Origin of the sequence: Arthrobacter sp. NPDC090010, assembly GCF_044748305.1 — a bacterium.
Lineage (GTDB): Bacteria > Actinomycetota > Actinomycetes > Actinomycetales > Micrococcaceae > Arthrobacter_E.
Genome location: NZ_JBIVFT010000006.1, coordinates 55,225 through 81,371, shown reverse-complemented (window position 1 = coordinate 81,371; position 26,147 = coordinate 55,225). Strand labels below are relative to the sequence as shown.

The 26,147-nt window shown below is 68.9% G+C and carries 23 protein-coding genes; 12 read left to right on the top strand and 11 right to left on the bottom strand.

Annotated elements, in window-relative coordinates; all coding sequences use genetic code 11:
* Window positions 1–2: 2 nt before the first annotated feature.
* Complete coding sequence (locus ACIPXZ_RS10565) at window positions 3–575, bottom strand: dienelactone hydrolase family protein (RefSeq protein ID WP_400593556.1); 573 nt, start codon at window positions 573–575, stop codon at window positions 3–5.
* Between the two features lie 208 nt (window positions 576–783).
* Here ACIPXZ_RS10565 and ACIPXZ_RS10560 point away from each other — a divergent pair, with 208 nt between their 5' ends.
* The 3 genes from ACIPXZ_RS10560 to ACIPXZ_RS10550 are packed head-to-tail and all read left to right on the top strand — an operon-like array spanning window position 784 to window position 4,561.
* Window positions 784–1,563, top strand: a complete 780-nt coding sequence (locus ACIPXZ_RS10560) for a DeoR/GlpR family DNA-binding transcription regulator (protein WP_400593553.1) — start codon at window positions 784–786, stop codon at window positions 1,561–1,563.
* Window positions 1,560–2,549 (top strand): 1-phosphofructokinase family hexose kinase, encoded by a 990-nt coding sequence (locus ACIPXZ_RS10555; protein ID WP_400593550.1) that lies wholly within the window; start codon window positions 1,560–1,562, stop codon window positions 2,547–2,549. The genes ACIPXZ_RS10560 and ACIPXZ_RS10555 overlap by 4 nt, the downstream gene beginning before the upstream one ends.
* A complete protein-coding gene (locus ACIPXZ_RS10550; protein ID WP_400593547.1) occupies window positions 2,546–4,561 on the top strand; it encodes a fructose-specific PTS transporter subunit EIIC in 2,016 nt (671 codons plus the stop codon). The genes ACIPXZ_RS10555 and ACIPXZ_RS10550 overlap by 4 nt, the downstream gene beginning before the upstream one ends.
* A 105-nt stretch (window positions 4,562–4,666) precedes the next feature.
* Here ACIPXZ_RS10550 and ACIPXZ_RS10545 read toward each other — a convergent pair whose 3' ends face one another.
* From ACIPXZ_RS10545 to ACIPXZ_RS10520, 6 genes are all read right to left on the bottom strand, one after another.
* On the bottom strand, window positions 4,667–4,933 hold the full coding sequence (locus ACIPXZ_RS10545; protein ID WP_400593544.1) for a hypothetical protein: 267 nt from the start codon (window positions 4,931–4,933) through the stop codon (window positions 4,667–4,669).
* Between the two features lie 125 nt (window positions 4,934–5,058).
* Window positions 5,059–5,367 (bottom strand): GNAT family N-acetyltransferase, encoded by a 309-nt coding sequence (locus tag ACIPXZ_RS10540; RefSeq protein ID WP_400593542.1) that lies wholly within the window; start codon window positions 5,365–5,367, stop codon window positions 5,059–5,061.
* A 42-nt stretch (window positions 5,368–5,409) separates the two neighbouring features.
* The gene (locus ACIPXZ_RS10535; protein ID WP_400593540.1) at window positions 5,410–6,354 is read right to left on the bottom strand and encodes an ABC transporter substrate-binding protein; all 945 of its coding nucleotides are present in this window, start codon (window positions 6,352–6,354) and stop codon (window positions 5,410–5,412) included.
* A 132-nt stretch (window positions 6,355–6,486) separates the two neighbouring features.
* Complete coding sequence (locus tag ACIPXZ_RS10530) at window positions 6,487–7,854, bottom strand: FAD-binding oxidoreductase (RefSeq protein WP_400593537.1); 1,368 nt, start codon at window positions 7,852–7,854, stop codon at window positions 6,487–6,489.
* A gap of 26 nt (window positions 7,855–7,880) precedes the next feature.
* On the bottom strand, window positions 7,881–9,194 hold the full coding sequence (locus ACIPXZ_RS10525; RefSeq protein ID WP_400593534.1) for an MFS transporter: 1,314 nt from the start codon (window positions 9,192–9,194) through the stop codon (window positions 7,881–7,883).
* 36 nt (window positions 9,195–9,230) lie between these two features.
* A complete protein-coding gene (locus tag ACIPXZ_RS10520; RefSeq protein WP_400593532.1) occupies window positions 9,231–10,460 on the bottom strand; it encodes a M20 family metallopeptidase in 1,230 nt (409 codons plus the stop codon).
* Window positions 10,461–10,582: 122 nt separating this feature from the next.
* Between ACIPXZ_RS10520 and ACIPXZ_RS10515 the strand changes: the two genes are divergently transcribed.
* The 9 genes from ACIPXZ_RS10515 (at window position 10,583) to ACIPXZ_RS10475 (ending at window position 21,027) form a co-directional block, all read left to right on the top strand.
* The gene (locus ACIPXZ_RS10515) at window positions 10,583–11,635 is read left to right on the top strand and encodes an Lrp/AsnC family transcriptional regulator (RefSeq protein WP_400593529.1); all 1,053 of its coding nucleotides are present in this window, start codon (window positions 10,583–10,585) and stop codon (window positions 11,633–11,635) included.
* Between the two features lie 68 nt (window positions 11,636–11,703).
* Entirely contained in the window at window positions 11,704–12,354 is a 651-nt protein-coding gene (locus ACIPXZ_RS10510; protein ID WP_400593526.1) for a histidine phosphatase family protein, read from the top strand.
* A gap of 340 nt (window positions 12,355–12,694) precedes the next feature.
* On the top strand, window positions 12,695–14,125 hold the full coding sequence (locus ACIPXZ_RS10505) for an MFS transporter (RefSeq protein ID WP_400593524.1): 1,431 nt from the start codon (window positions 12,695–12,697) through the stop codon (window positions 14,123–14,125).
* Entirely contained in the window at window positions 14,122–15,063 is a 942-nt protein-coding gene (locus ACIPXZ_RS10500; RefSeq protein ID WP_400593521.1) for an NAD-dependent epimerase/dehydratase family protein, read from the top strand. Before ACIPXZ_RS10505 ends, ACIPXZ_RS10500 begins: the two co-directional genes overlap by 4 nt.
* 62 nt (window positions 15,064–15,125) lie before the next feature.
* A complete protein-coding gene (locus ACIPXZ_RS10495; RefSeq protein WP_400593518.1) occupies window positions 15,126–15,800 on the top strand; it encodes an ArsR/SmtB family transcription factor in 675 nt (224 codons plus the stop codon).
* Between the two features lie 197 nt (window positions 15,801–15,997).
* Entirely contained in the window at window positions 15,998–16,336 is a 339-nt protein-coding gene (locus tag ACIPXZ_RS10490; protein ID WP_400593515.1) for a YnfA family protein, read from the top strand.
* Window positions 16,337–16,460: 124 nt separating this feature from the next.
* Window positions 16,461–17,774 (top strand): MFS transporter, encoded by a 1,314-nt coding sequence (locus tag ACIPXZ_RS10485; protein ID WP_400593512.1) that lies wholly within the window; start codon window positions 16,461–16,463, stop codon window positions 17,772–17,774.
* A 2-nt stretch (window positions 17,775–17,776) separates the two neighbouring features.
* Window positions 17,777–20,299, top strand: coding sequence for a beta-glucosidase (locus tag ACIPXZ_RS10480; protein ID WP_400593509.1), 2,523 nt, complete (start codon window positions 17,777–17,779; stop codon window positions 20,297–20,299).
* Between the two features lie 65 nt (window positions 20,300–20,364).
* On the top strand, window positions 20,365–21,027 hold the full coding sequence (locus tag ACIPXZ_RS10475) for a TetR/AcrR family transcriptional regulator (RefSeq protein WP_400593506.1): 663 nt from the start codon (window positions 20,365–20,367) through the stop codon (window positions 21,025–21,027).
* Between the two features lie 166 nt (window positions 21,028–21,193).
* Here ACIPXZ_RS10475 and ACIPXZ_RS10470 read toward each other — a convergent pair whose 3' ends face one another.
* From ACIPXZ_RS10470 to ACIPXZ_RS10455, 4 genes are read right to left on the bottom strand one after another with little or no spacing between them, the layout of a single operon-like run.
* Window positions 21,194–22,606 (bottom strand): NAD(P)/FAD-dependent oxidoreductase, encoded by a 1,413-nt coding sequence (locus ACIPXZ_RS10470; RefSeq protein ID WP_400593503.1) that lies wholly within the window; start codon window positions 22,604–22,606, stop codon window positions 21,194–21,196.
* Between the two features lie 57 nt (window positions 22,607–22,663).
* On the bottom strand, window positions 22,664–24,280 hold the full coding sequence (locus ACIPXZ_RS10465; RefSeq protein WP_400593500.1) for a dipeptide ABC transporter ATP-binding protein: 1,617 nt from the start codon (window positions 24,278–24,280) through the stop codon (window positions 22,664–22,666).
* Window positions 24,277–25,134, bottom strand: coding sequence for an ABC transporter permease (locus tag ACIPXZ_RS10460; RefSeq protein WP_400593497.1), 858 nt, complete (start codon window positions 25,132–25,134; stop codon window positions 24,277–24,279). Before ACIPXZ_RS10460 ends, ACIPXZ_RS10465 begins: the two co-directional genes overlap by 4 nt.
* Window positions 25,131–26,147 carry an ABC transporter permease gene (locus ACIPXZ_RS10455; RefSeq protein WP_400593494.1) on the bottom strand — a complete coding sequence of 339 codons (1,017 nt, stop codon included), beginning with the start codon at window positions 26,145–26,147 and terminating at the stop codon, window positions 25,131–25,133. Before ACIPXZ_RS10455 ends, ACIPXZ_RS10460 begins: the two co-directional genes overlap by 4 nt.

The window sequence follows — 26,147 nt, the reverse complement described above, 5'->3', positions numbered from 1 at the left end:
ATTCAGGCAGCCCGGTCGACGCTCTCAAGGAAGGCGAGGGTGCGTTCCAGCAGCAGCTGCGCCGCGGCGTCGCCGTATTCCTTCCAGCCGGACTCCGCGAAAAGGTGCCCGACCTCGGGGTAGACGAAAAGTTCGGCACCGTAGGCATCCGCGGCTTCCTTGCTCTCCGCGAGCTCGGCCCAGGGGTCCTGTTCCGCAACGTGGATCTGTGCGGGAACGCCGTCAGGCCAGGGCCGCGAGAACCACGACGGCGATGCGGCCCCGTAGTAGATCAGCGCGCCGCGTGCACCCGTCCGGCTGTGGGCGAGGTTCTGGGCGCTGGTGCCGCCGAGGGAGAAGCCGGCATAGACGAGACCTTCCGGCAGGGTGGCGACGAAGTCCGAGGTCGCGGCAAGGAAGTGGCGCCAACCGAGGCCATCGGCGTACTCGACGCCCTCCTCGATGCTGCCGAAGACGCGCCCGTCGAACATGTCCGGCGCGTGGACGGTGTGCCCGGCGGCCCGCAGGCGTTCCGCGAACTCCTGGAGGCCTTCGGTCAGACCCAAGGCGTGATGGAACAGTGCGATCTCAGCCATGCCCTCAGCGTAGGCCTCGGAAACGGATCCGGCGAGGGGTGCCGGGACGGCCGGTTCCCAGATGGCCGGCGCTCAGCGGGGACCACGCCAGGGATACCCGTTTTTCTGCGAATCACTCTTGACTTCCAAAAGTAAACAAAGATAAAGTCAATCAATCAAACATAGCTGTGACTGTAGTCACAGCTGAAACGAGGAAAGGTGGCCCGGGATGTTCGCGGAAGAACGTCACACCGCCGTCGTCGAACTGCTCTCGGCACACGGCCGCGTGACCGTCACCGAGCTGGCCCAGCGTTTCGCCATCACCCCGGAGACCGTGCGCCGGGACCTGGCGACACTTGAGGAGCTCGGCGCACTGCGCCGTGTCCATGGCGGCGCCGTCGCCCCGGACCACAGCAGCACCACGGAAAGCAGCGTCCCAGAGCGCCTCGCCACGCACTCGGAACAGAAACAGCGGATCGCCGCAGCAGCGCTCTCCCTGCTCCCCCGCGGCACCGCGAGCGTCATCCTCGACGCCGGCACCAGCACCGAGGCGCTCGCCCGGCTCATCGCCCAGCGGCCCGAAGGCTCACCCGAACTCCTGGTCCTCACCAACTCCATCCCGATCGCCGCCATCCTCTCCTCCGCCCCGGGCGTCGCACTCCACTTCCTCGGCGGCCGCGTCCGCGGCGTCACCCAGGCCGCCGTAGGGGCCGGGACGGTGGCGGAACTGCAAGACCTCCGCCCGGACATCGCCTTCCTCGGAACCAACGGCATCCAGGCCGGATTCGGCCTGAGCACCCCGGACCCCGAAGAAGCCGCCGTCAAGGCCGCCTTCGTCCAGGCCGCCGGACGCGTCGTCGTCCTGGCGGACGCCAGCAAGCTCGACGCCGGCTCCCTGGTCCGCTTCGCCACCCTGGACCAGATGGACACCCTCGTCACGGACGGCGAACTCTCGGCCGAACTGAGCGACGCCCTTTCCACCGCAGAAGCAGAGGCGATTCAGGCATGATCATCACCCTCACCGCCAATCCCAGCCTGGACCGAACCGTGGAACTCCCGGGCATCCTGGCACGCGGCGAAGTCCAACGAGCCAGCGCCGTGCGCAGCGAAGCCGGAGGCAAAGGTGTCAACGTCTCCCGCGCCCTCGCCGCCTCCGGGCTGGACACCCTGGCACTGCTGCCCGGCGATGCGAACGACCCGGTCGTGACAGCCCTCGCGGCCGCCGCCATCCCCCATCACGCCCTCCCCATCGGGGCTCCGCTGCGCAGCAACATCACGCTGACCGAACCGGACGGGACCACCACCAAGGTCAACGAACCCGGACCGGAACTCGGACGGGACGAACTGGACGCCCTCACCGCACTCGTCCTGGACGAGGCCCGCGACGCCGGCTGGGTGGTCCTGGCAGGTTCTCTGCCTCCCGGAGTGCCCGCGGACTACTACGCCCGGCTCACCCGCTGGATCCGCAGCGAACTCGGCACGGACGCCCCACGCATCGCCGTCGACTCCTCCGGAACCCCGCTCCTGGAGGCCATCAACGCCGGCGCGGACGCCGCCCCCGACCTCCTCAAGCCCAACGGCGAGGAACTCGCCGAGCTCGCCTCCCTGGCCGGTCTCCCCGAACAGCACGACGGCGCGGCGCTCGAAGCCGACCCCGTGCTCGCCGCCCGGGCCGCCACCGCCGTCGTCGAACGCGGCGTCGGCGCGGTCCTCGCGACCCTTGGATCCAACGGTGCGGTGCTCGTCACCGCCGACGGCGCCTGGCATGCCCGCCATGCGCCCATCAAGGCGGTGAGCACGGTCGGGGCGGGAGACTCCTCGCTGGCCGGCTACCTGCTCGTGGCGCAGAACGGTGGAACCCCCGTCGAGCGCCTGACCCAGGCCGTGGCCCATGGCGCCGCCGCCGCATCCCTCCCCGGATCCACCGTCCCCGGGCTGCACCAGACCACTCCCTCCGCCGTGACCGTCACGGCCCTAGCGAAGGACTCATTGTGAGCCAGCTGATCACCCCGGACCTCGTGGTCCTCGACGCGGACCTGGGATCCACCCCTGCCGACGTCATCCGCACCCTCTCCGGCAAGGTCGCCGCGCTGGGCCGGGCCGACGCGGAAGGCCTCTTCGCCTCCGCCCTGGCCCGCGAGGAGAAGACCCCCACCGGCATCCCGGGCGGCATCGCCATCCCGCACGCCAAGACCGACGCGGTCACCGAACCCGCCCTGGCGATGGCCCGGCTGGGCAACCCGGTGGGCTTCGGGGCCAAGGACGGGCCCGCGGATCTGGTGTTCCTCATCGCCGCACCCGCCGGTGCGGACCAGGAACACCTGAAACTGCTCTCCAAGCTGGCCCGCTCCCTCATCAAGAAGGACTTCACGGCGGCGCTGCGCTCCGCGGCCACCCCGGAGGAACTGGTCGAGCTCGTGAACGGCGCGCTCGGCGGTGCACCGGCCGCCACACCGGCTTCCGCGAGCACGACGACGTCGGCCGCGCCTTCCGTCGCCGACACACCGAAGCGCATCGTCGCCGTGACCGCGTGCCCCACCGGCATCGCCCACACCTACATGTCCGCCGACTCCCTCGTGGCCGCAGGCAAGGAGATGGGCGTGGACGTCCAGGTGGAGACCCAGGGCTCCGCGGGTGCCACCCCGCTGCCTGCCGCGACCATCGCCGCTGCGGACGCCGCCATCTTCGCCGTGGACGTCGACGTCCGGGACAAGGACCGCTTCGCCGGCCTGCCGTTCATCCAGTCGCCCGTCAAGCGCGGCATCGACGAACCGAAGGAGATGATCCAGGAGGCCCTCGCCGCAGCCAAGGATCCGAACGCCCGCCGGGTGAAGGCGTCCGGCTCGGCGTCCTCCTCGGACGCCGACACCGTCGGAGAGTCCGGCGGCGCCAAGCTCAAGCGGGCCCTGCTGACCGGCGTCTCCTACATGATCCCGTTCGTCGCCGCAGGTGGTCTGCTGATCGCCCTGGGCTTCCTCCTGGGCGGCTACGACATCACCACGCACGCCGACACGATCGTGGCCAAGAACAACCTCTTCGGCAATCTGCCCACCGAATACGGTGCGCAGGCCTGGGGACCCGTCGGCGCCTACCTCGGCGCGGTCCTGTTCAAGATCGGTTCCCTGTCCATGGGCTTCCTGGTGCCGGCGCTGGCGGGCTACATCGCCTATGCCCTGGCCGACAGGCCCGGGATCGCGCCCGGTTTCACGGCCGGTGCCGTGGCGGGTTTCATGGGCGCCGGATTCCTCGGCGGCATCGTCGGCGGTCTGCTGGCCGGCTACACCGCCTCGTGGCTGGCCAAGCGCCCCGCACCACGCTGGCTCCGCGGCCTGATGCCGGTCGCCATCATCCCGCTCGTCGCCTCGATCGTGGCCTCGGGGCTGATGTTCCTGGTCCTCGGCGGTCCCATCGCCTGGCTGACCTCGGCCCTCAACAACTGGCTCTCCGGCATGAGCGGTGCCGCCGCCATCGTTCTGGGCATCATCCTCGGCCTCATGATGTGCTTCGACCTCGGTGGGCCGGTCAACAAGGTGGCCTATTCCTTCGCCGTCGCCGGCATGGGCGCGGCGACCGCAGGCAACAGCGCACCGTACCTGATCATGGCCGCCGTGATGGGCGCCGGCATGGTCCCGCCGCTGGCCATGGCCCTGGCCACCACCGTCCGCTCCAAGCTGTTCAACGCCACCGAGCATGAGAACGGCAAGGCGGCCTGGCTGCTGGGTGCCGCGTTCATCTCCGAAGGCGCCATCCCGTTCGCCGCAGCCGACCCGCTGCGCGTCATCCCGGCCTCCATGCTGGGCGGCGCCGTGACAGGTGCTCTGTCCATGGCGTTCGGCGCGGCCTCCCGGGCCCCGCACGGCGGCGTGTTCGTCTTCTTCGCCTTCGACAACTTCTTCCTGTGGCTCCTCGCGATCGTCGTCGGCGTGGTCATCACGGCCACCACGCTGATCGCGCTGAAGAGCGTCGCGGCGAAGAAGCGCCAGGAACAGGAACTCGTGACCGCCTGACATCCGCGCCGTAGCAGGAAATCCCCGGTCTCCTGGACATTCACCTCGCTCAAGTGCGGGGGATGCCCGGAAGACCGGGGATTTTCCGTTGCAGTCGCTGCGGCCTCAGTGCGAGTGCGGCATCTGCGGCCGGCTGGTGCGGTGCACCGCGTTCGCACCCGCCGCCTTGGCGGAACGGCCGGGATTGTTCAGATGCTCCCTAGGATGCTTGTGCTTGCCCTGCCCGTCCGGCCAGGGCCCCTTCCCAGAGCCTGCAGCCCCTGGGAGCGTCGTCTCCGCGACAGGGGCTGCGGCGCCCCCGTCCATGGATGCCGCCAGCCGGGCCGCGGTATCCGCGTCCAGCGCCGCGGGGGTGGATTCATGTTCTGCCATGGTCACGCCTCCTTGAAGTTCGGTGCAGTGAGTTCCGTGCAGGAACCAGCCCGTTCAAGCCGCCGGGGCTGAGGGGCCGTCCCAGCAGTGTCCGCCCCCGCCAGGGGAAAATCAAGGGTTGCGGCTCACGGCCAGTCGATGAACTGATCGTTCGCGTGATGCTTCTTCAGGTAAGCGGCCACGAACGGGCAATGCGGCACAACCCTCAGGCCGGCCGCCACGACGTCGTCCAGCGCGAAGTGCGCCAGCACACCGCCGAGCCCCTGCCCCTCGAAGTCGGACGACACCTCGGTGTGCATGAAGTCGATCCGGCCCGGGGTCTGGCGGTACTGCAGGAAGCCGGCCAGTCGCTCCCCCACGCGCACCTCGTACTGGTGCAGCTCGGGGTTGTTCCGGGTGCTGACGTCCGTGTGGAAGCTGTCGTCCTGGCTCATGCACCCAGCGTCCCACCCGGGAGGAAGGGTGGCAAGGATTGATCAGGAGACCGCCGGGTTCAGCTCCGCCTTCGGCAGTGCGCCGTCGGCCACTCCCCAGGACCCCAGGATCTTGGTGTAGCTGCCGTCGGCCATGAGCGAGGAGACGGTCTTCTGGACGAGTCCCGCGAGCGCGGTGTCCGACTTGAGCACTGTGATGCCCTGCGGGGCGGCGTCGAACACGTCACCGATCTTCTCCAGCTGCCCATTGGTCTGCTGGAGGGCGTACCCGACCACCGGCGAATCAGCGGCCATGGCGTCGATGGAACCGTTGACCAGACGCGTGGTGACATCGGTCTGGGCCTTGAGAGAGACGATGTCGATGGGCTTCTTGCCGGCCGCCACGCACTTGTCGTTGCGGGACTTCAGATCGTCCGTCTCCTGGACGGTGCCGGTCTGCACACCCACCGACTTGCCGCACACGTCATCCAGGCTGAAGCCCTTGGGGTTGCCCTGCTTCACGGCCCAGGACGTCCCCGCTTTGAAGTAGCTGATCATGTTGACGGCGTCCAAGCGCTTGGCGTTGATGGTGAAGGAGGAGACACCGAGATCGAACTTGGGGCCGAGGGCCGGGATGATCGACGGGAAATCGGCGCTCTGGATCTCCACCTTCAGGCCGAGTTTGGCACCGATGGCACGGGCCAGATCCATGTCGTAGCCCACCTGGGTCTGGCCGTCCTCGGCCAGGAACTCCCCCGGCGCGTACTGGGGGTTGGTGCCGATCACCAGCTTGCCCTTGGACTTGATGGCGTCCGGGAGCTGCGCGGCGAGCGCGTCGTCCTTGGCGACCGTCGTCGGGTCGAACGACGGCGCGGCGCTGCCTCCCGCAGATGGCTTGGCCTGGCCCTCCGTCTCCGAGGCGTTGGTGCAGGCGGTCAGGGCCAGAGCGGCGGCCGCGAGCAGCGCGGCACTCTGGAGGACGGTCTTCTTCACGGGCTGATTCTTCATGGTGTCCTCAGGGAAAGTGCGGGATGAGTTCGTCCCAGACTCGCCCGAGGAGGCGGCGGGACGCAAAATATGACGCACCTGCAACTGCTCCCCTCGCGAGAGAAACGAGACTGCGGGCACGGCAGGATCGGCTCAGATCGCCTTGCCGGGGTTGAGCACCCCGTGCGGGTCGAAGACGTCCTTGATGCCTCGCGCCAGCTCGCGGACCCGTTCCGGCTGCTCCCAGCCGAGCCAGCGCTGTTTGAAGGTGCCGATCCCGTGCTCGCCCGTGATGGTGCCGCCCATGGCCAAGGCCACGCGGACCGATTCGTCGAGGGCCTTCTCCAGGTCCAGCACCGCAGCCTCCTCCTGCCCCGCTTCCGGCTCGGCCCAGAAGGTGGGGTGCAGATTCCCGTCCCCGGCGTGGGCCACGAGCTTCATGCCCACGCGGTACTCCCGGCCGATCCGTTCCAGCTCGGCCGCATAGTCCACCAGCAGCGAGCGCGGCACAGCCACGTCCTCCCCCACCCGCAAGCGGTCCTCGGCCCCGGAGCCGCGGTTGTTGCGCCGGATCAGCACGAAGCGCTCGGCGTCCGAGTCGCCGTCGTCGGCCACTGCACCACCAGCGGCGCTCAGCACGTCACGCACGACGGCAGCTTCCGCGTCCGCGCCGAAACCGTCCGTCTGGATGAGCAGCAGGGCGCTGCCACGATGGGCGAAATCGGTGCCGTTGAGCTGGTCGGCATCCTCGATGGAGGCGCGGTCCATGAGCTCCATGATGGCCGGCTGGACGCGCGCCCGGCCCACCGCCAGAACACCCGCGGCGGCTGAGGGCAGGTCCGGGAAGAACGCCGCGATGGTCACGACCTTGACGGGCAGGTGCCGGAGCCGGACGGTGGCGCCGACCACGATGCCCAGCGTCCCCTCGGAGCCGACCAGGAGCGCGACGAGGTCGTACCCGGCCACCCCCTTGAACGTCGAGTGCCCCAGGCGGACCAGCTCGCCGTCGGCCAGCACGACGTCGAGCGCCAGCACCGAATCGCGGGTCACCCCGTACTTGGCGCAGCGGAGCCCGCCGGCGTTGGTGCCGATGTTGCCGCCGATGGTGGCGAAGGTGAAGCTCGCCGGATCCGGCGCATACATCAGGCCGTGCTGCTCGGCCGCGGCGTTCAGCTCGGCGTTGACCACGCCGGGCTCGACGACGGCGACCTCGTCCTGGGCCCGGACGTCCAGAATGCGGTTCATGCGTTCCAGGCTGAGGACGATGCTGTTGCGCACGGCGTGGGCGCCGCCCGAGAGACCGGATCCGGCACCACGGGGCACGACCCGGACGTCGGCGGCGGCGCAGGCCCGGACGGCCGCCTGGACGTCCTGGGCGGACTCGGCGAACACCACCGCGAGCGCCGGGGCCTCGGGGCGGTCCGGTGCCCGGTCCTGACTGTACTGCTGGACGAGGTCCGGCTCCGTGGAGACCTTGTCCGGGCCGAGTTCAGAGATCAGGGTGGCGACGATCGCATGCATGGCCTAAGCCTAGGCCGGAGTGCTCCCTACACGCTGAGGTCTTTGCCCTTCGTCTCGGGCAGCCGCAGGACCACCAGCACCGAGACCAGGATGAGCACCACCGCGTAGAGGTTGAACATCCACGGCTGCTTGACGACGTCGGTGAACAGCGTCTGCAGGTACGGCGCGGTCCCGCCGAAGGCCGCCACGGCCAGGGCGTACGGGATGCCCACACCTGCGGTCCGCACCTTCGCCGGGAACAGCTCCGCGTACACGGCCGGGGCGATTGCGGCGCCGGCGGCGATGAAGACCAGCATCACAGCCATCGACACGAAGAGCTGCCAGACCGAATCACGCAGCAGCCACGTCATGGGGAAATGCAGCACGGCGCAGCCCAGGCCCCCGATGATCAGCACGGGTTTGCGCCCGATCCGGTCGCTCAGCTTGCCCCAGAACGGAAGCGCCACCAGGAACACCACATTCGCGGCGAACCCTGACCAGAGCGCCTGGCCCGGATCGAGCTTCAGACTGGTGGCCGCGTAGGTCGGAGCGACGATCGCCCACACGTAGTAGATGACCGTCAGGCCCACGGTCATGCCGATCACCTGAAGCGCCTGCTTGCGGTGCGCCACGATGTCCTTCATCAGCGCCCCGAAACCCTGCGTCCCGACGCTCTGCTTCTCCGCCTTCAGTTCCTCGAAGGCCTCCGTCTCAGGCATCCGGGCCCGCATCACCAGGCCGTACAGGCCCATGAGCGCGCCCAGGATGAACGGCAGGCGCCAACCCCAGGCCGCCATATCGGCCTTCGGGAGCAGCACCGCCAGGACGGCGCCGAGCAGCGCGCCGAGCATGTTGCCGAGCGTCCCGGAGAAGTAGATCAGAGTGGCCCAGAAACCGCGCTTCTCGGCCGGGGCCATCTCGGCAAGGTAGGTCTGCGAGGACGGCAGCTCTCCACCGTGGGCCAGGCCCTGGATGAGCCGGGCCACGAGGAGCAGGAGCGAGGCGAATGCACCCACCGCGGCGAAGGTCGGTGCGATGCCGATGAGGAGGCTACCGATCGCGGCGAGGGCCACAGTCATCGTCATGGCGTTCTTCCGGCCGAAGCGGTCCCCGACCCAGCCGAAGACGAAGCCGCCGAAGGGCCGAGCCACGAAGCCGACGGCGAAGATCGCCAGTGTGGAGAGGATCGCCGACGTCGGGTCGGCCGGGTTGAAGAGCTGCTTGGAGAAGTACGGCGCGAAGGTCGCGTAGATCGCCCAGTCGTACCATTCGGCGGCGTTGCCGATGCCGGTGCTGATGAGCGTGCGTCGCGCGGACGGTTGAGCGACGACGGCGCGTGAGGAGGAGGTGCTGGCTGTCATGAGGGTCTCCGTGATCGGTGAGTGGCGGAGTGCCGGTCAGCGGGCCGCGGACTGGGCGAGCTGTTCGATCTTGTTCAGGCCGAGCTGCGCGTAGACCGCCGCGCCGTCGGCCAGGACGGCGTCGTCGAAGGTCGCGAACGGCGAGTGGTTGAAGGCGCTCGTGGCGGGGTCGACGCCGTCGGGCACCGCACTGAGCCCCACGAAGCTGCCGGGCACCTCGGCGAGCACCCGGGAGAAGTCCTCGGAGCCGCTGAGCGGCTGGGCCAGGCGGGAGTGGCGTCCTTCGAAGAGCTCCTCGATGGCGGCCTCGGCGAATTCCGTCTCCGTCGCGTCCGTGATGGTGAGCGGATATTCGGGCATGTAGGTGACTTCCACCTCCAGCCCGTGGGCGTGGGCGATGCCCTGCAGCAGGCGCGGGATGGCGCTTTGCATGCGATCGCGGTTGGCCTCCGAGAAGGTGCGGATGGTGGCGTCGAACTCAGCCGTGTCCGGGATGACGTTGCGTTTGGTCCCGGCGGCGAGGCGTCCCACCGTCACCACCACGGGATCGAACATGTTGAACTGACGGGTCACCATGGTCTGGAGCGCCAGGACCATCTCCGCCGAGACGGTCACGGGGTCCTTGGCGGCATGCGGGGCCGAACCGTGACCGCCCGCGCCGAGCACCCGCACGAACAGGCCGTCCGAGGCGCTCATCATGACACCGGGGCGCGTGACGAAGCGTCCGTGCGGCTCCATGGAGGAGAACACGTGCATGCCGAAGGCGGCATCGACCCGCCGGCCGGCCGCGTCGAGGACGCCTTCGCGCACCATGACGGACGCGCCGTCGTACCCTTCTTCACCGGGCTGGAACATGAAGACGACGTCGCCCGCGAGCCGGTGCCGCGCGTCCGCCAGGAGGGTGGCGGCCCCGAGGAGCATCGAGGTGTGCAGATCGTGCCCGCACGCGTGCATGGCGCCGTCGACCCGCGAGGTGAAGTCCACACCGGTGCGTTCCTGCACCGGGAGGGCATCCATGTCCGCACGGAGGAGGACCGCGGGACGGGCCTCCGTGGAGCCGATCGCACCGGCAGTTCCGCGCAGGACCGCCGTCACCGAGGTCGTGTCCGTCCCGACGGACGTTTCAAGTCCCAGGCCGTCCAGCGCTGCGAGCACCTTCTCCTGGGTGCGGGGCAGCTCCAGCCCGATCTCCGGGTCCTGGTGGAAGGCGTGCCTCCACTGAATGAGCTGATCCTGCAGTCCTCGTGCCTCGTCCGTGAATCCCACGTGTCTCTCCGTTCTCCGGGTCGCGTCAACGCCCTTCTGTGACCCATGCCACAGCGCTCGCTTCGTCCGCTAGTGTGCGGGCGCTGGGTCCGAAGAGCGTCAAAACTGCAATAATCTTGCATATGAGCGCCATGGAACAGCGTTTTCTCTCGACACAGGAGTCCTCCACCGAGCTCTCCGAGGCCGACCTCCGCCTGCTGCACGCCCTGCAGATCGCACCTCGCGTCTCCTGGTTCGATGCGGCCGGGATCCTGGGCGCCCACCCCGCCACTCTCGCCCGCCGCTGGGAGCGGCTCCACGACTCGGGACTGGCGTGGGTCACCGCGCACCTGAAGGGCGACCCGTCCACGATGCTCATGGTCTTCGTCGACGTGGAGTGCGAACCGGGCCGTCGCGACACCGCCGTGGCCGCTCTCGCCGCCATTCCGGAAGTGCAGACCGTCGACGTGGCGACGAGCAGCCCCGATCTCGCCCTCACCGTCCTCACCCGCTCCCTCGCCGAGTGCACCGAACACGTCCTGCCCGGCATCGCCTCCTCACCGGGGGTCCTCAGCATCCAGAGCGAACTCTGCACACGCCTCCACGCCGGCGGCCATTCCTGGCGCCTCTCGGCCTTGGACCGCGAACAGATCGCCGCGTTCGCCGAACTGGCCCGGGTGGAACCGTTCACCGGCCCGGTCCCGGACGCCGCGATGGATCTTCTGCCACTCCTGGCCCGCAACGGACGCGTCAGCGCTGCCGACATGGCCAGGGAACTCGGGCGCAGCCCGGCCACGGTGCACCGGCAATTGGCGAAGGTGCTCGGGAGCGGCCTTCTCTCGTTCCGCTGCGAGGTCGCGCAGGGCCCCGCCGGTTACCCGGTGGCCTGCCGCTGGCTCGCGAAGGCGCCGGCCGGGCGGCACGCCGAAACGGCCGCGGCTCTGAGTGGCCTCCGCAATGTCCGGCTGGCCGCCTCCACTACGGGGCGAAGCAACTTCATCATCATGATGTGGCTGCGGACGGTGGCCGATGTGCTCACAGCGGAGCTGGCATTGCAGGAGCGCATTCCAGGACTCGAACTGATCAGGAGCACGGTCATGATGCGCAGTGCCAAGCGCGTCGGCTTCATGCTCCGGCCGGACGGCACTGCGACCGGGGAAGTCGTCGCCGCGCCGGGATATCCGGAACAGGCCTAGCCGGGCCGGGCCACCGGTCCGTGCGGCCAGGCCCTGCCGGGGCCGGCCCCGCGGCATAGGCTGTCCCCGTGCGCATCTATCTCATCCGTCACGGCCAGACGCCCAGCAATGTCAACGGTGAGCTGGACACCGCCTTTCCCGGGGCGGGATTGACCGGTCTCGGAGAAGCGCAGGCGCGCGCCCTCCCCGGAGCGTTCACCGATGTCGCCCTCCGAGCCGTCTACGCATCGCCGCTGCTCAGGACCCGGCTGACCGCCGCGCCGCTCGCTTCGGCGGTGGGAGCGGACGCCGTCGTCGTGCCCGGCCTGGAGGAGATCTCCGCCGGCGAGCTGGAGATGCTCGGCGACGAGGGGTCCCGAGCGCTGTACGGACAGCGGATCGTGAGCTGGATGCGCGGCGAACTGGACAGCCCCATGCCCGGAGGACCGGACGGCCTGGCGTTCCTGCGGCGCTTCGACGCGGCGATCGAAGAGATCGCCTCCCGCCACACGGGCGACGACGCCGTCGCGGTCGTCAGCCACGGTGCGGCCATCCGCTGTTTCACGGCGCAGCGGACCGACCTTCCGAAGGAGCGGATCCCCGGCCTGATGGTCATGAACACGGGCGGCGCCATCCTGGACGGCCGGCCCGGCTCGTGGCACCTGGAACACTGGCAGACCGAACCCTTCGGCGGCACGGCCCTGGAGGATTCCTCCGCCGAGGACGTCACGGCTGGCTGAACGGGCCGAACACCCCCTCTCCCGGCACCTCGCCACCTTCTCCTCCCGCCCTCTCTCCTCCTGCCCTCTGCCCCTCTAGCCCCCCTCCTCCAGCCCCATCTCCCGCTGAGCTCGCTACTTGTGTGCGAACTCGCTCACCAAAAAAGCGAGTTCGCACCGAAGTAGCGGGGTCGGCGGACAGGACCGGCAGGGGCGGACAGTGGACAGGGCAGGCCGCGGACAGAGCCCGCAGCGGACAGGGCAGGCAGGGGGCAGGGGCGGCGGGGCCGGGCGACACCCACAGAGCACTATGCCGCAGATCACTCTTGCTTTATTCTAAAGTTCCTTAGATTATGAGTTTATGACTTCGTCGACAACCACTGAGACCAAGGCGAGCTGGTCGGAACTCTTTGCTCGCTCACACCGGGGCGTGACAGTCGTCCTGGCGGGCGGCGTCGCCATGTACGCCACGAACGTCTACCTGACCACCACCCTGCTGCCCAGCGCCGTTCATGAGATCGGCGGGGAACGGTACTACGCCCTGGCGATGTCGGGCTTCCTGATCGCATCGGTGATCACCTCGATGTTCGTGCGCCGGGTCCTCGATCGATTCGGCCCCGTGGGCGCGTACACCATCGCACTGTCGGCATTCGCACTCGGCAGCGCCCTCGCGGCGGTCGCGCCGAGCATGACCGTCCTGCTCCTGGCCCGTGGCTTCCAAGGCCTCGGCGGAGGACTCATCACAGGCCTCGGTTACGCCATGGTCCGCCTGGCCATGCCGGAACACCTGCGTGGGCGGGCCATCGGGCTGGTCTCAGCCATGTGGGGCGTCGGGAACGTCGTGGGCCCACTTCTGGGAGGGCTTTTCGCCCAGTTCCAGGCCTGGCGGGCTGCATTCTGGCTGCTCGTCGTCATCTCACTGCTGCTCGGGCTCCTCGCCTACAGGTCCCTTCCGTCCCGCGAAAAGCACAAGGCCGTCGGACGACTGCCCCTTGGCTCGCTCCTGCTCCTCACCCTCTCCGTGGCAGGCGTCAGCGCCGCTTCCGTCGTCGAACAGGGCTGGGCCAGCTGGCTGCTGCTGGCCGCCGCCGTCGCATGTCTGGTGCTGTTCGTCATCGCAGACCGCCGCGCGCTCGAGGGGGTTCTTCCACAGATCACCTATCTCCGAGGCTCCTCCCTCAAGTGGGTGTATTCGGGCCTGGCACTGCTCGTCATCGGGTCGACCATCGAGACCTACATTCCACTGTTCGGCCAGACCCTCGGCGGCCTTTCGCCCCTGGGCGCCGGGTTGCTCGGGGCGGTTCTCTCCTGGGGCTGGAGCTTCGGCGGAATCCTCAGCTCCTCGGTCGACAACCCCCGTCTCAAAGCCTCGGCGCGCGTCGTCGGCCCCGTCGTTCTCGGCGTCGGCCTGACCGTGTACGGATTGCTGCAGACCGCTTCGCCCTCCCCGCTGGTGCTCATCTGCTGGTTCGCGACGCTCTTCATCGCCGGGCTCGGCATCGGCATCGCCTTCGTGCACAACGTCACCGCGGCGATGTCGAGCACCGAGGACCCGGAGGATGCCATGCAGGCGTCGGCCGGCGCCAACACGGTTCAGCTGATCAGCACCGCTTTCGGCGCCGCCATCACGGGCCTGGTCGTGAACCTCGGCATCGGCGCAGGAGAAGCGACCGCCTCGCGGGCACTCGCCTTCGTCATGGCCGCCATCGTGTTCGCAGGCGCCCTCCTCACCGCGAGTACCATGAAACGCAGACAGGACCTCCCCGATCAGCTCAGGAGTGACCCGAGATGAACGACTTTCATCTTGTCATCGGCTCAGGCCCCGTCGGCACCCGCCTGGCCTCCACCTTGGCTGCCGACCATGAACGCGTCGTCCTGGCCTCGCACTCCGGGGCCGGCCCGGAACTGCCGGGTGTCACACGACTGGCCGTCGATGCCAAGGACCCCGCCGCCCTCACCCGGATCGCCACCGGCGCCGAGGTCATCTACAACTGCGCGAGCCCAGGCGGCTACCAGCATTGGGATCGGGAATGGCCTCGCCTTGCCGGCTCGATCCTTCAGACCGCCAGAACAGTGCAGGCAGTACTCGTCACCTCCTCGAATCTGTACTCGTACGGCCGTCCACCGGTTCCACTGCGCCACGACAGTCCGGAGCGCCCGAGCGACCACAAGGGTGAGCTGCGGCTGCGTCTGTGGCGGGACGCCCTCGCAGCGCATGAAAGCGGCGATCTGAGGGCGACCGAAGCCCGCGCCGCCGACTACATCGGCCCCACCATCGCCCCGAATCATGGGCTTCTGCCCACTTACGCCCGCTCGGCACTCGCAGGCTCCACGGTCCGCGCGCTCTCAGACCCGGAACAGCCGCACAGCTGGGCCTACATCCCCGACGTCGCGGAGACGCTCAAGGCACTTGGGTCATCCCCGCTCGCCTGGGGCCGTCCGTGGCTGGTCCCCGTCAATGAGCCGCTGTCGATTCACACGGTCCTCCGGCAGATCACGGAGAGCGCAGGGAAACCTCCGGTCCGCATCAAGGTCGTGCCGCGCCCGCTCCTGGCGCTCGCCGGCAGATTCTCACCCTTGTTGCGGGAGACTCTCGGGGTGCTGGATCAGTTCGACAACCCGCTCGTCGTGGACGCCGCCGAGACCACCCGGGTTCTCGGGGTGACACCCAGCCCCTGGGACACCGTGGTGTCCGCAACGGCGGCGCAATGGGCCAAGAGTTCCCAGTAGGCGGCCTACGACGGCGGGCCGGAGCGGGCACTCCTTCTCAACATCTGGATAGCCTTGGAACCATGGAACACGATCCGGACCTCGAGGGACTCACCTTCGCGTCCTTCGCCGAACGGCCCATCTATGAGGCGTTGGCCGGGGTGGGCAAGGCCTTGAGCAATTCCATTCGGCTGAGGCTCCTCGATGCACTGCAACAAGGAGACCGGACCGTCGAAGACCTCGCCGAGTTCGCGGGAATCCCTCTCAAGAACACCTCCGCCCAGCTGCGCGTGCTCCGCTCCGCACAGCTCGTCGTCAGCACGCGCAACGGGACCCGCGTCAGCTATTCCATTCCTCCGGCGGCCGGCGAGCTCATCGGGGCCTTCGAAGCCTTTGCCGAAACGCACGTCGCGAGCGTCCGCGAGGAAGTGAACGCCCACTTCGCCCGGCATCCGTGGGTCAACCCGGTCAGCGCCGAAGAGCTCGCAAGCCTCTTGGAAAGCGACGCCGTCACCGTCGTCGACGTCCGCACGGCGGATGAGTTCCGGCGGGGCCACGTCAAAGGCGCGATCTCCATCCCCCTGCCCGAGCTCAAGGGCCGGATGGACGAACTGCCCCAGGGCACGCCCGTCGTCGCCTATTGCGAAGGCCCCTACTGCCTGGCTTCGCCCCAGGCAGCCGAACTGCTCGCCGCGGCCGGCTACGAGTCGATGAACATCAAGGGCGGCTACACGGCCTGGAAACGACGCCGCGGCTAGGCGTTCATTCACGACGGCGGTCGGCAGCGAGGTCCCGGCCGGCGGCGGTTCAGTCCTGGACCCATCGCCGGGCTCGCTGGTTGGGTGCGAGTTCGTGCGTCAAGCGAGCGATCTCGCAAGCGAATAGCGAGCTCAGCGGGTCCCGGCCCAAGAAACAGCGAGTTCACCACCCGGACCCCGCCCGGCATGATGGATCCATGAGCATCCTGAAGTCGGTTCTTCTCTTCGCCCTCTCGGCCGTGGCGGAGATCGGCGGCGCCTGGCTGATCTGGCAGGCCGTCCGCGAAGGCAAGGGCTGGTGGTGGGCCGGGCTCGGCGTCGTCGCCCTCGGCATTTACGGCTTCGTCGCAACCCTTCAGCCGGACGCTCACTTCGGCCGGATCCTGGCGGCATACGGCGGGGTGTTCGTGGCCGGATCGCTCGCCTGGGGCGTCATGGTGGACGGATTCAAGCCGGATCGCTGGGATCTCATCGGCGCATTCCTCTGCCTGCTCGGTGTCGCCGTCATCATGTTCGCCCCGCGCCCCGCGGGCTGACCCCTTCGAATCCCGACTCGGCAAACCCTTGTGACCCACATCACTCCATGTAATAGTTATAGTCACCTATTTCAATTACCGGTGTCCAGCGTGGGATGGCCGGCCTGATCCGAAAGAGACGCCGATGTCGATCGGAAATCACAATGTCTACGCGCCGCGCATGGGCGGCGAGCGGCCCACCACCCTGGAATGCGGGCAGAAACCGACCCAGAAGAAGGGACCGCTCTTCATCGCGGCTCTCGCCTTCGCCCAGTTCGCCCTCTTCGTGGCACTGCTCGGCCCGGTCATGGTGTCCATGGCGCTGAAAGCCGGGACGCTCGCCAAGGACGCAACGGACCAGACCAGCATCGTGGGCAATGTGCTCAGCGTCGGCGCCCTGGCCGCAGTGCTCGGCAACGCCCTGTTCGGACGCCTCTCGGACCGCACCATGTCCCGCTTCGGCCGCCGTCGCCCGTGGATCGTCGGCGGCGCCGTCGTCATGGCCGCCTCCCTCATGGTGATCAGCGCGGCCCCCAACGCCGGGCTCATGATGCTCGGCTGGTTCATGGCCCAGCTCGGCGCCAACGCCTGCTTCAGCCCTTTCATCGCGACCCTGGCGGATCAGCTGCCGGAACAGCAGTACGCCAAGGTGTCCGCCATGGTGGGAATCATGCAGAACGTCGGCATCCTGGGCGCCACCTGGTTCGCCACGCTCTTCGCAGACAACATGACGCTCCTCTTCCTGATCCCGGCCCTGGTGGGCGTGGTCGGCATGGTGCTCTACGCCGTGATCCTGCCGGACCCGGTCCTCACCATCCGTCCGCCGAAGTTCAACGTGCTGGAACTGATCAAGAGCTTCTGGGTCAACCCCTTCAAACACCGCGACTTCGGCCTGGCCTGGTGGTCCCGCTTCCTCATCATCCTCGCCAGCTTCATGTTCACCAGCTTCCGTCTGCCGTTCATCACCAACCGGCTCGGCCTGGAGGACAAGGCAGGCGCGGGCATCGTCTTCCTCGGCGTACTCATCTACACCGCTGTGCTGGTGATCAGCGGCTACCTGGCCGGCTGGTTCTCGGACCGCACCGGGTACCGCAAACTCCCGGTCTGCGTGGCCACCGCACTGTTCGCCCTGGGCACCTATCTGCTCTTCCACGTCTCCGACGTCGGACAGTTCTACCTGGTGGAAGCCCTCCTCGGTTTCGCCTACGGCATCTACATGAGCGTCGACATGGCCCTGGTCCTCCAGGTGCTGCCCAATCCGGAGGACAACGGCAAAGACCTCGGCGTGTTCAACATGGCCAACGCCATCCCCCAGTCCCTCGCCCCCTACCTGGGCGGCGTCCTGCTCGCCACCGGCGCCACCGCGAGCGCCCCGAACTTCGGGCTCCTCCTGGGTTCCGCCGCTATCGTGTGCCTTGTCGGAGCATTCGTCATCCTGCCCATCAAGAAGGTGAAGTGATCATGACCCAGACCGCAGAGACCAGCCTCACGGATGCCGTCGCACGGCTCAGCCTGACCGAGAAGGTCTCCCTCCTGACCGGCGAGACCGCCTTCACGCTGCCCGGCAATGACACCATCGGTCTGGCCCCCCTGGCGTTCTCCGACGGTCCCACGGGCGTGCGCGGCCTGAAATTCATGGGCGGCGAGGCGGTGGCGCTCTTCCCGAACGCCACACTCATCGCCTCCTCCTGGGACGACGACGTCGCGGAGGAAGTGGGGGCGATGCTCTCCGAAGAGGCCCACCGCCAGAACATCCACGTGGTGCTCGGCCCCACGATCAATCTGCACCGCACCCCGCTCGGCGGCCGTCTTTTCGAGGCGTACTCGGAGGACCCGTACCTGACCGGCCGGGCGGCGACCGCCTACGTGCACGGCATGCAGTCCAACGGCACGGGCGCCTGCCTGAAGCACCTGGTGGCCAATGAGTCCGAGATCCTGCGCAACTTCATGGATTCCCGCGTCTCCGACACCGCACTGCGGGAGGTGTACCTGCTGCCCTTCGAAATGGCGGTTCAGGACGCCAACCCCTGGGCGATGATGGCCGCCTACAACGACATCAACGGCATCACCGCCACAGAGCACCACGCCATCCAGCAGGGGATCGTCAAGGACGAATGGGGCTGGGACGGTCTCATCATGAGCGACTGGTTCGCCACCAAACGCACGGTGGAATCCGCCAACGGCGGCCTCGATCTCGTCATGCCGGGCCCCGTGGGTCCCTGGGGCGAGCGCCTGGTCGCCGCCGTCGAACGAGGTGATGTCGCTGAGTCCACCGTCGACGAACACGTCACCCGCCTGCTGCGCCTCGCCGCCCGCACGGGTGCGTTCGGCAACGACGGCGCCACCCCCTTCTCGCCCGGCATGCCGGCCGCGGATTCGCCCCGGCGCAAGGAGCAGCTGCGGCGCATCGCCGCGCGCGGCATGACGCTCTTGAAGAACGAATCGTCGCTACGCGCCGGCGGTGTCCTGCCGCTCAGCGACGACGGTCCCGTGGCGTTGCTCGGCCGTGCCGCCGTCAGCACCGTCTGCATGGGAGGCGGCTCCGCGCAGGTCACCCCGCCCTACCAGGTCAGCATCGCGGAGGGACTCGGGGCACGGCTCGGGGAGCGCCTCACCGTGGTGGACGGCGTCGCGGTCCGGCGTCGTCCCGTGGCCGCGGACCCCTCCTTCGTCACCGACCCTGTATCCCGCGAGACCGGCGTCCGGGTGACTCAGCTCGCCGCCGACGGCCGCGAGCTCTCCAACGGCCACTCCCCGGTGGCGTCCCTGAGCACCGGCTTCGACGACCCGAGCCAGGAGAGCCCCGCCGCGGTCCGGTTCGAGGCGCTGCTGGGCAGTGGCGGCACCGTCCGGGTGGGCGGCATCGGTGCGGGGCACTGGCGCCTCACCGTCACGGCCCCCGACGGCTCCGTGCTGGCCGAGCATGAGCAGGACGTGACCACGGAGGGCTTCGACCCGGGCGAGGGCATTCTCCGTCCCCCGTCCTTCTCGGAGGTCCTGGACCTCCCGGCCGGCTGCCTGCTGACCGCTGTGCAGACCTTCCGGAAGGTCGACTGGCGCGCCGTGCTGGCCGCACAGCCGCACGTCCAGGTCGCGGAGGAGAGCCACATCTTCGCCGCTTCCGGCGTCGGACTGGCCACCCTCGTGGCGGAGCCCATCCCGGTCAGCGACGACGACGCGCTCGCCGCGGCCGAGGAGGCCGCACGTACCGCCGGGACCGCCGTCGTCGTGGTCGGCCTGACGGAGGAGGACGAGACCGAGGCCGCCGACAAGCACACCCTGGCGCTGCCCGGCCGGCAGGACGAACTCGTCGCGAGGGTGGCCGCGGCTGCAGAGCAGACCGTCGTCGTGGTCAACGCCGCGACCCCGGTCCTCATGCCCTGGCTCGACGCCGTGGACGCCGTGCTGGTGGTCGGGCTGCCCGGGCAGGAAGGCGGCCACGCCGTGGCCGATGTCCTGCTGGGCACCACCGAACCCACCGGCCGGCTCGTCACCAGCTACCCCTCCGCCGACGGAGCGGCCCCGGCCTGGAACACCCGGCCCGACGAGATGCTGCGCCTGGAATACAGCGACGGCACCGCGATCGGCTACCGCGGCTACCACGCAGGTCACGCCCCGGCACCGCTCTTCTGGTTCGGGGCAGGGCTCGGCTACGGAGCCTGGGACTACTCCGACGTCACCCTGGACGACGGCGGTGACACCCCCGCCATCGCACTCACCCTCCGTAACACCTCGGAGCGGGACAGCCGCGAAGTGGTGCAGCTGTACTACGCGCCGGCCGATGCCTCCCAGCCCATCCGCCTGGCCGGGTACAGCGCCGTGGAAGTGCCCGCCGGGGCGAGCGCCCGGCTCAGCGTCCGGGCCGACGCCCGGCTGCTCCGTCACTGGGACGAGGCCTCCGGAGGATGGCGCCCGCTGAACGGCGGAGAGCTGCTGCTCGCCAGGGGCCTGGGCGATGTCCGGGCGCGGGTATCGTTGGGATGAGCCTGGGCGTGGGAGACGGGTTCCGTCTCCCACGCCACCTCCCGATGTCAACCGACTGGAGCACCATGCCCGCCGTCTCCTCGCAGTCCTCCGGTGTCGGCCCTGGCCGGCGCCGCAGCAGCGGGCGACCCAAAGGGGCGGACAGCGCTGCCCGGCGTGAGGAGATTCTGGCCACCGCCGCGCGGGTCTTCTCCGAGGAGGGTTTCCGCGCGACGTCGATGAGTTCGGTGGCCCGGGCCTGCGGCCTGAGCCAGACCGGGCTGCTGCACCACTTCCCCACCAAGGACATGCTCCTGGGGGCGGTCATGGAGTGGCGCGACGCGCAGGACATGGAGCTCCTGGAGAGCCTGACCCAGGCGTCCCCGCGGGGCTGGGCCACCATCGAACGGCTGGTCCAGCTGGTCCGGCTGAACACCCGGCAACCGGGCATGATCCGGCTGTTCACGACGCTCGCAGGCGAGGCGAGCACCCACGACCATCCCGCCAATTCGTGGCTCCTGGCCCACCACCGGATGGCGGAGAAGATGATCCTCCAGGCCTTCCGCGAAGCCGAGGAGGACGGCAGGCTCCGGGCGGGTGCTCCTGTGGATTCCCTGGTGAGGTGCCTGGTCGCGGCCATGGACGGCCTCCAGCTCCAATGGCTCTCCGACCCCGACTACGAGGGCTCGGCCATGGCGGACGACTTCGCCGCCATGATCCACGCCATCCGGGAGTGCTGGGGCCGCTAGACCCGGGCCTCACCTCTTCGCCGAGTTCGTGGGTTTCGGTTGAGTTCGTGGATTTAATCCACGAACTCAACCGAAACCCACGAACTCGGCAGGTGGGCGGGCTGCCTCGATGCCGGGAGGGCGGACGACGACGGCGCCCCCGATACCCGCCGTCGTCGTCCGTCTCTCAGGAGTCGAAGCCGAGCCCGACGGCGTCGAGCGCCTTCAGGATGACGTTCCGCTTCCCCTCGTTGTGGTCCGCCCGGTCCATCGACCAGCGGGTGAGGTTGATGCCCACCGAGGCGAACGGCTCGGGAGGGAACGGCAAGGGACGCTTGCGCACCATCTCCACCCGGGTCCGCTCCGTGTCCAGCCCGCCGAGCAGGTCCAGCAGCACGTCGGCGGCGAAGGCCGTCGCCCCCACACCCAGACCGGTGAACCCGGAGGCATACGCCACGCGACCCTTGCGGGCCGTGCCGAAGAAGGCGCAGAACTGGGTGCTGGAGTCGATGGGACCGGCCCACTGATGAGTGAACTTCAGGCCCGCCAGCTGGGGGAACGTGGTGAAGAAGTGGCTCGCCAGCTTCTTCCAGGTCCCGGGCTGGTACTCGTGCCCCTCGTCCACGGTGCGGCCCGAGAAGTAGAGCGCGTCGTAGCCCCCGAACAGGATGCGGTTGTCCTTGGTGATCCGGTAGTAGTGGAACTGGTTCGCCATGTCGCCGATGCCCTGCCGGTTGGTCCAGCCGATGGCTTCCAGCTGCTCCTGGCTGAGCGGCTCGGTCATGAGCGCGTAGTCGTAGACCGGCACCGTCATCAGCCTGTTCCTCTTGAGCAGAGCCGGGAAGACGTTGGTGCCCAACACCACCTGCCCGGCACGCACGGCCCCGCGGTTCGTCACCACGGCGACGCCGGAGTCGCCGTCCACGAGCTCCCGCACCCGGGTGCCCTCGTGGATGACCACACCCAGCTCGGTGACCACGCGTGCCAGCTCGGTGGCCAGCTTGTAGGGGTGCACCATGGCGACGGAGTCCTTGAGCCAGACCGCGCCGAGATAGGTCGGTGAGTTCACTTCGGCCCGGGCGGCCTCCTGGTCCAGGACCACGCCGCCGCTCTCCTCCCCCAGCCACTGGAGCTGATGAGGTTCGACGGCGACGTTCAGCTCACCGGTGCGCTCCCAATCGCAGTCCATGCCATAGCGCTCGATGGCCTCCTGCATGCGTTCCAGGTTCTCCAGGCCCAGGCGTTCCAGGGTCTCGATCTCCTCCGGCCAGCGGCTCTTGCCGTTCTCATAGCCGTGCGTGAGGCTCGCCTCGCAGAACCCGCCGTTGCGCCCGGAGGCGGCCCAGGCCAGCTGCTCGGCTTCGAGCAGGATGACGCTGCGCTCCGGGTGGCGTTCCTTGGCCCGCAATGCGGTCCAGAGGCCGGTGTAGCCGCCACCCACGATCACCAGATCAGCGGCGGCGTCCCCTTCCAGCCGGGGGTGCCGTGGGACGTCAGGGCCGAGGTCGTCGATCCAGAAGGGCCGGTGGACGGTGCCTTTCAGGGATTGTTCGACGACGGCCGAGGACGGGACGTTCCGTTCGAAAACGGTGCTGTGCACGGGAATCTCCTGTTTGAAGGTGCTTGTTTCAGAGTTGCGATGTGTCGGGTGCGGTGTTCAGACCGCGGTGGGGACGCTCTGGTCCCAGAGGGGCCGCGGCCGGGAACCGATGAGCTTGCGCGTGTACTCGTCTCCGGGGTCCGCGAGGATGCGGGCGGTGGGGCCCTGCTCGACGATCCGACCCTGGTGCATCACGAGGACCTGCGAGCAGATCCGGGAGACCACGGCCAGGTCATGCGTGACGAAGAGGATCGTCAGGCCGAGCTGATCCCGCAGTTCCTCCACGAGTTCCAGCACCTGGGCCTGGACCGAGACGTCCAGGGCGCTCGTCGCCTCGTCCAGGACGAGGAGCCGCGGCTGTGCGGCGAGCGCCTTGGCCAGGGCCACACGCTGGCGCTGTCCACCGGAGAGGGCCCGGGGTTTGGCCCCGAAACGCTCCGGGCCGATCCCCACCCGGCCGAGCAGTTCGCGGGCGCTGTCCTGGGCCTGCTTCCTGCCCTGCTTCCGGTGGAGCCGGAAGACGTCCGCGACGGCATGCCCGACGGCGATCCGCGGGTCCAGCGAGAGGTACGGATCCTGGAAGACGATCTGCACGTCCTCGGCCAGGAGCTTCCGTTCCCGGGCCTTGAGGGGGCGGTCCGGTCGGTCGACGCCGCCGAGCCGGAGCGTCCCTTCGCTCGGCGTCTCCAGTCCCACCACCAGCCGCGCCAGCGTGGATTTGCCGGAGCCGGATTCACCCACCACCCCGAGCGACCCGCCCACCGGAAGGGTGAACGTGGCCGCGTCCAGCGCGGTGAGGGTCTCTCCGTGCGGCAGTTCATAGTGCTTGCTCAGGGAGTCGACGGCGAGGATCGGCTCTTCACCGTCGGCAGCCTCGGGCACCGCCGGGACCTTGTCCAGCTCGATGCTCGGCGTCGCGCCGACGAGCTGGCGGGTGTAGTCCTCACGCGGAGCCAGGAACACCTCGCGTGCCGTGCCGCGCTCCACCACCTGGCCGTGCCGCAGCACGTAGACGCGTTCGCACAGGCTGGAGGCCAGGTTGAGATCGTGGGTGATGAACAGCATGCCCATGCCGCGCGCCTGTTGTTCGTCCCTCAGCAGCTTCACGATGCCCGCCTGCGTGGTGACATCGAGCGCGGTGGTGGGTTCATCGCACAGCAGCAGCTCGGGCGAATCCAGCAGCGCCGCGGCGATCATGACGCGCTGCAGCATGCCTCCCGAGAGCTGGTGCGGGTACTGGGCCACGAGTTCCTTGGCCCGGCGCAGCCCCACCTGTTCCAGTTGCTGCACCGCGCGTTCGGTGGCCTCCGCCCGGGAGAGCCCACGCCAGCGCACGAGTGTCTCGGTGAGGAAGTCCCCCACCGTGCGAACCGGGTTGATCCCGGCACGGGGGTCCTGGAAGATCATCGACGCCCGGTTCCGGCGCAGTTCCAGGAGCTGTGAAGCACCTGCCGTCAACGTGTTCAGCCCACGGACCGCCACAGTCCCGGAATGCTGCGAGCGCTCCGGGAGCAGCCCCAGGGCGGCACGCGTGGTCAGCGATTTGCCCGAACCGGACTCGCCCACCAGCGCCACTGCCTCGCCGTCGTCGACGTGCAGGCTGATGCCGTTCAGCAGGGGCTCGCGCCCCGCGAATCCCAGGGTGAAGTCCTGTACTTCCAGCAGCTGGCTCATGAGAGCTTGCCTCCGATCCGATCCGAGATCTCTTCGCCGATCACGTTCACGGCGACCACCACGACCACCACCACGAGTGCCGGCCAGAAGGCGGGGAGCACGTAGCCGCCGAGCAACGCGCCCCGGGACTCCTCGATCATGGCGCCCCAGTCGCTGGTGGGTGGCTGGACGCCCAGGCCGATGAAGGACAGCGCCGCCAGGTCCGCCAGGACGTAGCCGAAGTTCAGGGCCGACTGCGCCCCGACCGTGGGGATGAGGTTGGGCAGCACCCGGCCGAGGACCACCCAGGGCGTCCGGAAGCCGAGGACCCGGTACGCCTGGACGTAGGGCCGGGTCCGTTCGGAGACCACGAGACCCTGGGTCAGGCGGGCCACGTACGGGACGTACGCGATGGTCATGGCGATGATGGGAGCCACGAGCCCCTTGCCGAACAGCGCCACGGCCAGCATGGACACCAGCAGGGCGGGGAATGCGAAGAGGATGTCGAACGCGCGGCCCAGGACCTTGCCGAGCCAGCCGTCGGACCAGCCGGCCGCGAGGCCCAGCAGGAGCCCGAGCACGGTGGAGCCGAGCACCACCAGGGTGGGGCCGAGCAGGGAGGTCCGGCCACCGACCATGAGACGGCTGAGCAGGTCACGGCCCAGTGCGTCAGTGCCCAGCAGGTGCTGAGAACTCGGCCCGGCGAGCACATTGTTCAGGTCGACGTAGTCGGGATCGTAGGGCGCCAGTGTCGGTGCGAAGACGGAGACGAGCACGACGACGGCGGCCACCAGCACGGCGATCCACGCCAGCGGGGAGAGCGCCGAAGTGTAGCGGCGGAAGCCCTGTCTCGGCAGGGTCAGCGAGAGGGTCATCGGGTCTCCGTTCCGGCGGCGATCCGCGGGTCGATGAGGGGCTGCAGGAGGTCCACCACGGTGTTGACCACCACGAAGGCGGTGACCACCACCATGACGATGGCCTGGACGACGCCGAAGTCGAGCCGGTCGATGGACTGGACCAGCAGCTGCCCGATCCCGGTGAGCCCGAAGGTCTGCTCGATGATGGCGCTGGAGACCAGGAGGCCGGCGATCATGACGCCACTGACCGTGAGGATGGGGCCGAGGGCGTTGCGCAGTACGTGCCGGAACACCACGGAGGAGCGGGTCAGACCGCGACTCGTGGCGACCTCGACGTGTTCGCGGACCAATTGCTCGTTCATGGACGATCTGGTCACCCTGGCCACGAAGGCGATGTAGGTGATGCCGAGGGCCAGGGCCGGCAGCGTCAGATGCCAGACCCGGTCCAGGAAACCGTCGCCGCTGCCGAAGGACGGGAACCAGCCCAATTGCACGGCGAACAGCGCCACGAGGGCGATAGCCGCCACGAACGGCGGCACGGCACCGGCCGCAGTGAGCGTGACCAGGATGAAGCGGTCTCCGAAGCCCTTGTTCAGGCTGGCGATGATGCCCGCCAGCAAACCGAGCAGGGTGATGAACACGGCTGCCAGGGCCACGAGCTGCAGCGTGGTCGGAAGCCGGTTGAGCAGGACATCCGAGACGTCCTGGCGGTACGTGAGGGAACGTCCCCAGTCTCCGTGCAGGATGCCACCGAGCCAGTTCAGGTACTGCTCCCAGGCCGGCTTGTCGAGGCCGAACTGGTGGGTGATCTCCGCCAGGGCCTCCGGCTTCGGGCTGCGGCCGCGCAGCAGGAAGCGGGCCGGGTCGCCCGGAACCAGGAAGCGGGAGAAGAACACCGCGAGGGACGCGATGAAGAGTGTCACGAGCAGCGAGAAGACCTTGCCCAGTGCGAAGCGCAGGTAGCGGGGGCGCGCCTTGCGGGCGGGCGCCGTGGTCCGCGGTTCCTGCACGGCGGTTGCCTGTGCGCTCAT

Bases quoted from the DNA above. Each gene is read 5' to 3' on its own strand.
- ACIPXZ_RS10565 (WP_400593556.1), bottom strand. From the start codon at position 575: ATGGCTGAGATCGCACTGTTCCATCACGCCTTGGGTCTGACCGAAGGC.
- ACIPXZ_RS10560 (WP_400593553.1), top strand. From the start codon at position 784: ATGTTCGCGGAAGAACGTCACACCGCCGTCGTCGAACTGCTCTCGGCA.
- ACIPXZ_RS10555 (WP_400593550.1), top strand. From the start codon at position 1,560: ATGATCATCACCCTCACCGCCAATCCCAGCCTGGACCGAACCGTGGAA.
- ACIPXZ_RS10545 (WP_400593544.1), bottom strand. From the start codon at position 4,933: ATGGCAGAACATGAATCCACCCCCGCGGCGCTGGACGCGGATACCGCG.
- ACIPXZ_RS10540 (WP_400593542.1), bottom strand. From the start codon at position 5,367: ATGAGCCAGGACGACAGCTTCCACACGGACGTCAGCACCCGGAACAAC.
- ACIPXZ_RS10535 (WP_400593540.1), bottom strand. From the start codon at position 6,354: ATGAAGAATCAGCCCGTGAAGAAGACCGTCCTCCAGAGTGCCGCGCTG.
- ACIPXZ_RS10530 (WP_400593537.1), bottom strand. From the start codon at position 7,854: ATGCATGCGATCGTCGCCACCCTGATCTCTGAACTCGGCCCGGACAAG.
- ACIPXZ_RS10525 (WP_400593534.1), bottom strand. From the start codon at position 9,194: ATGACAGCCAGCACCTCCTCCTCACGCGCCGTCGTCGCTCAACCGTCC.
- ACIPXZ_RS10515 (WP_400593529.1), top strand. From the start codon at position 10,583: ATGAGCGCCATGGAACAGCGTTTTCTCTCGACACAGGAGTCCTCCACC.
- ACIPXZ_RS10505 (WP_400593524.1), top strand. From the start codon at position 12,695: ATGACTTCGTCGACAACCACTGAGACCAAGGCGAGCTGGTCGGAACTC.
- ACIPXZ_RS10500 (WP_400593521.1), top strand. From the start codon at position 14,122: ATGAACGACTTTCATCTTGTCATCGGCTCAGGCCCCGTCGGCACCCGC.
- ACIPXZ_RS10495 (WP_400593518.1), top strand. From the start codon at position 15,126: ATGGAACACGATCCGGACCTCGAGGGACTCACCTTCGCGTCCTTCGCC.
- ACIPXZ_RS10490 (WP_400593515.1), top strand. From the start codon at position 15,998: ATGAGCATCCTGAAGTCGGTTCTTCTCTTCGCCCTCTCGGCCGTGGCG.
- ACIPXZ_RS10485 (WP_400593512.1), top strand. From the start codon at position 16,461: ATGTCGATCGGAAATCACAATGTCTACGCGCCGCGCATGGGCGGCGAG.
- ACIPXZ_RS10480 (WP_400593509.1), top strand. From the start codon at position 17,777: ATGACCCAGACCGCAGAGACCAGCCTCACGGATGCCGTCGCACGGCTC.
- ACIPXZ_RS10475 (WP_400593506.1), top strand. From the start codon at position 20,365: ATGCCCGCCGTCTCCTCGCAGTCCTCCGGTGTCGGCCCTGGCCGGCGC.
- ACIPXZ_RS10465 (WP_400593500.1), bottom strand. From the start codon at position 24,280: ATGAGCCAGCTGCTGGAAGTACAGGACTTCACCCTGGGATTCGCGGGG.
- ACIPXZ_RS10460 (WP_400593497.1), bottom strand. From the start codon at position 25,134: ATGACCCTCTCGCTGACCCTGCCGAGACAGGGCTTCCGCCGCTACACT.
- ACIPXZ_RS10455 (WP_400593494.1), bottom strand. From the start codon at position 26,147: ATGAGCGCACAGGCAACCGCCGTGCAGGAACCGCGGACCACGGCGCCC.